Below are 4,765 nucleotides of genomic sequence, written 5' to 3' on the forward strand. Positions count from 1 at the left end.
ATGTTATTTGGTGTTAATTTATGTTTTAATTGCTTGGCTAATAGTATTTTATAAATATCAATAAGTAAATAAAACACTAAAATTGCAGTAAAAAATATAAAAATTCGCAACGGATTCATTTCTAATTTTGGACCGTGCGTTATAATAATCATCATCCAAAAACCTAAGACTCCAATATTAATAATGTTTAAAAAAACACCCTTAAAAAATAAACCTAAGTAGTTATTTTTCTGAATGTCTTCCTCATCGTCGTCATCCATTTTTTCATTAAATTTTTTCTTTAACTGAATAAAAGAAATCAATCCGTAAACCGACATTATAATTCCTCCAACAATATATAAAACAGGGTTATCTTTTAGTTGCGATAGTATTTGATTCGTAGCAAAATAAGCTATTAAAATAAAAATAATATCACTAAATACAATTCCTAAATCTAAAGTAAAAGCCGCTTTAAATCCTTTGGTAATACTGGTTTCTAATAACATAAAAAAACCAGGACCAATTGATATGGCTAATAAAAATGCCCAAGGAATGGCTAATAATATATCGTGAATCATTAAAAGGTTTATAAGTTTAAAAAGTTTATAAGTTTAAAAGGGTTATTAAACTAATGCACTTAAATGTAAAACTACTAATTTTTAAAGTTATAAAAAAACTTGAAGGTAAATTTATTTTGCTTGAATAATTTTTCCGCCAGCAACCGATTTTTGATTTATTTGTTTTGGATTGCCGTAAATAGTAATTGTTCCGCCTGCTCGGGTTTTAGCATCCACTATATCAGAAACATTTACATTAGCTATTCCGCCTGCATTAACGGTTACTGTAGTTTGTTGGGAAGTACAATCTTGCCCGTCATATTTAGCACCCGAATTCGCTAAAATATCCTGATTTTTTACTGTTCCTTTAACAGTAACTATACTTCCTGCACCACAACGCACTTTTAATTTATCTGCACTAAGAGTATTTAAAACAATTTCTGCGCCTTCTTTGGTAATAATATCAAAACCAATGGCTTTTATTTCTGTATCACAAGAAATTCTACTGCCTTCGTTAGCTTCTAAAGCATTTAATTTTTTATAATAAACGGTTGCTGAAATAGCATCACCACTTAGTATTTTTGTTAATGGCATTCTAATTTTTAATTCACCATTATTGTTTATTAATTCTACTTCTTCAGAATTAGTACCTTTTAAAATTACTTTATTTTCTGTACCTAAAACCAATTCTACATCTATTTTATCAAAAGAAGTTACTTTGGTAAAATCACCAACTGATTTTTCAGTTTGTGCAAAAGCTATTGAGCTTAAAAATAATATAGAATAAATGATTTTTTTCATAATTGCAATTAAATGTAAAATGAATAATATATATAAATTAATACTAAAATTAATAGTTGTAAAAAATTAAGATATAATCTGTTTTTAATAAGTTTTTTAAGTATAAAATCAATTATAAATAAAAATAAAATACAAAAAATTAAAAAAAATTTCCTAAAAATAACCATCCTTTTTCACATCCTGTCGCTTCACTACTAAAAAATTGAATAAATAAAATAAATATTAAAAATATAAAATTTACTACACTAAAAACCGAAATATTCCTTTTTATAAATTCTATTACTTTCATATATTTTAGGTACTGAAACGAGTTCAGTATGACAAGTTTGTGATGATATTTTATTTTAACTGAACACTAAAAAATTGATTACTGAACACTCTTATTTATTTTCTCTTACAAAATGAAAATCCAATTGTTTTTTTACTAAATCGGCATTTTTTACTTTAACGTACACTTCGTCTCCTAATTGTATTAAGTTTTTAGAAACTTCACCTACTAAAGCATATTGTTTGTCGTCAAACGTATAATAATCGTCTTTAATTTCTCTAATACGCACCATTCCTTCACATTTATTTTCGATAATTTCTATATAAATTCCCCATTCGGTAACTCCAGAAACTACACCTAAAAATTCTTGATCTTTATGGTCTTGCATATATTTCACTTGCATATATTTAACAGAATCTCTTTCTGCTTTAGCCGCTAAATTTTCTCTATCGGACGAATGCATACATTTTTCTTCAAAAACTTCTTCACTTGCACTTTTTCCTCCATCTAAATAAAATTGTAGCAAACGGTGTGCCATAACATCAGGATAACGACGAATTGGCGAAGTAAAATGTGAATAATAATCAAAAGCTAAGCCATAATGACCAATATTATTCGTAGAATAAGCGGCTTTACTCATACAACGAATCGTAAGTGTATCGACCATATTTTGTTCTTTTTTTCCTTGAACTTCTAATAATAAATTATTTAAAGAAGTAGAAATATCTTGTTTCGATTTTAAATTTAAATTATATCCGAATTTAGAAATTACATTTTGTAAACCAAATAATTTATCTTCATTTGGTTCATCGTGAATTCTATAAATAAATGTTTTCTTTTGTTTTCCAATAAATTCAGCCACTTTTCTGTTGGCTAACAACATAAATTCTTCAATTAAATGATTCGCGTCTTTACTTTGTTTAAAATATACGCCAACAGGTTCTGCGTGTTCATTTAAATTGAATTTCACTTCTACTTTATCGAAAGAAATTGCACCGGCATTCATTCTTTTTCTACGAAGAATTTTTGCTAATTCATCCATTTTTAAAGTAGCTTCTACAATTGGTTTTGGTGCGTGGTATTCTTTTCCAGTTAATGAAATATGAGCTGGAATTATATCTGATTTACTTTCTATAATTTCTTGTGCTTCTTCATACGCAAATCGTTGATCTGAATAAATTACAGTTCTTCCAAACCAAGAATCCACCACTTCCGCTTTATTATTTAATTGAAAAATAGCCGAAAATGTATATTTTTCTTCATTTGGTCGTAAAGAACAAGCAAAATTTGATAATACTTCTGGTAACATTGGAACCACTCTATCCACTAAATAAACAGAAGTAGCTCTATTATAAGCTTCTTCATCTAAAATAGTTCCTTCTTGTAAATAATGAGAAACATCAGCAATATGTACTCCAATTTCATAATTTCCATTTGGTAATACTTGAAAAGATAAGGCATCATCAAAATCTTTTGCATCTTTAGGGTCAATTGTAAACGTTAAAATATTTCGCATATCTCTTCGTTTTGCAATTTCTTCTTCTGTAATTGAAGTATCTATTTGATTCGCATACGCTTCTACTTCAATAGGGAAATCATTTGGTAAACCATATTCTGCTAAAATCGCGTGGATTTCCGTATTGTGTTCTCCTGGTTTTCCTAATACTTTTATTACTTTTCCAAAAGGGGAATCGGCTTTTTTTGGCCAATCAACCATTGAAACTAATACAACATCACCGTGTTCTGCAGTAGTTATTTCATTTTTTGGAATAAAAATATCCGTGTACATTTTAGCGTTTGTAGTAGTTACAAAACCAAAATTTTTCTGAATATCAATTACACCAACAAATTCTGTTTTTGCTCTTTCTAAAATTTCTAAAACTTCGGCTTCTGGTTTTCTACTACTTCTTCTATTGTAAATATAACATTTAACTTTATCACCATCTAAAGCGTGGTTTAAATTTATAAACGGAATATATACATCATCTTCTAATTCTGGACAAACAAAATATCCCGATTTACGAGATGTCATATCTACTGTTCCTTCGTAATATTCTGCTTTGGATATTATTTTATATTTACCGCGTTCGGTTTCTTCTATTTTACCTGCTTTCTTTAAAATACCTAATTCTTTAATAATTTCGTTTCTACTTTGGGTATCATTCACTTCAATTATCGCAGCAATTTGTTTGTAATTAAAATCTTTAGTAGGTGATGCGGATAGTATTTTATATACGTGTGCCGAAAAATCTTTGGCTTTTTTTGTCATTTTTCTGAAATTCTTTTTCATATATCATTCTTAATATCGATAAAAGTACAAAGAAGTATTTATATTTTAGAGAAAAGATTGAATATTATAGATTAATAAAAGATTAAATATTTTCTTTTAAACACATAGAAACATAGTTTTTTGTAAATATTAAAGACGTTTCACTTTACATTAGTATAACATAGCTGTTTTTATAAAAAATTGACTTATTAAATTATTTTTAAAAGTCTATATTCTATTTTCTTAATTCTATTCTCTTTTTTAAAAGTTTTCAACATATATTAAAAACAACAAAAAAAGATTTTAATTAAATTTAAATTATTGATGGTTATTATAGTGTGTTAATATGTAGTATAAATTTATTTTCAAATGTTGTTTTACAAACTTATTGTAAGTTATACAAATTAATAAACACTCAAAAATTTTGCTAATTACTTCTTTTCCAAGGAAATTTTATTTTTTAATCAAATCTTATTAACACCTGTTAAAATCTTAATCCGCGTTTGTTTTGTATATAACTCAATTTATAAATTTTGTTAATAACCACTTAAAAACTATTCATAAAAAAACAATAAAATGTAATAACTAAATTTTGATTTTAAATTTAAGATTTGCATTACAAATTTTAATTTCACACCAGCAAAAAACTTATTATTTTCTATCTTAAGTTATCAACACGTAATGTTAAATTAACATTAACTGATTATCAACTCATTATCAAAAAGTATTAACAACGCTCTTTTTTCGATTGGTTTTTGTAAAATCATTAAAATAGGAAACCAATAATATTTACAAATTTACTTTATGATACGCTACATATTGATTATTTTTGTAAAACAATATTAACAACACTACTCACTATTATGACAGTATCAATTGGTAACGACCACG

General features: G+C 26.4%; 3 protein-coding genes. All 3 read right to left on the reverse strand.

All coding sequences use genetic code 11. From position 1 onward, the window contains the following. Window positions 1–557, reverse strand: a 557-nt coding sequence (locus KA468_RS10710) for a LysE family transporter (protein WP_291242924.1), incomplete at its 3' end; no start/stop codon positions are given. A gap of 111 nt (window positions 558–668) precedes the next feature. Further along, the gene (locus KA468_RS10715; RefSeq protein ID WP_291242925.1) at window positions 669–1,337 is read right to left on the reverse strand and encodes a head GIN domain-containing protein; all 669 of its coding nucleotides are present in this window, start codon (window positions 1,335–1,337) and stop codon (window positions 669–671) included. A gap of 380 nt (window positions 1,338–1,717) precedes the next feature. Beyond that, window positions 1,718–3,895: a ribonuclease R gene (gene rnr / locus KA468_RS10720; protein ID WP_291242926.1), complete on the reverse strand. Its 2,178-nt coding sequence runs from the start codon at window positions 3,893–3,895 to the stop codon at window positions 1,718–1,720. Window positions 3,896–4,765: the final 870 nt, after the last annotated feature.

Source organism: Flavobacterium sp., assembly GCF_017985075.1.
Taxonomy (GTDB): Bacteria; Bacteroidota; Bacteroidia; order Flavobacteriales; family Flavobacteriaceae; genus Flavobacterium.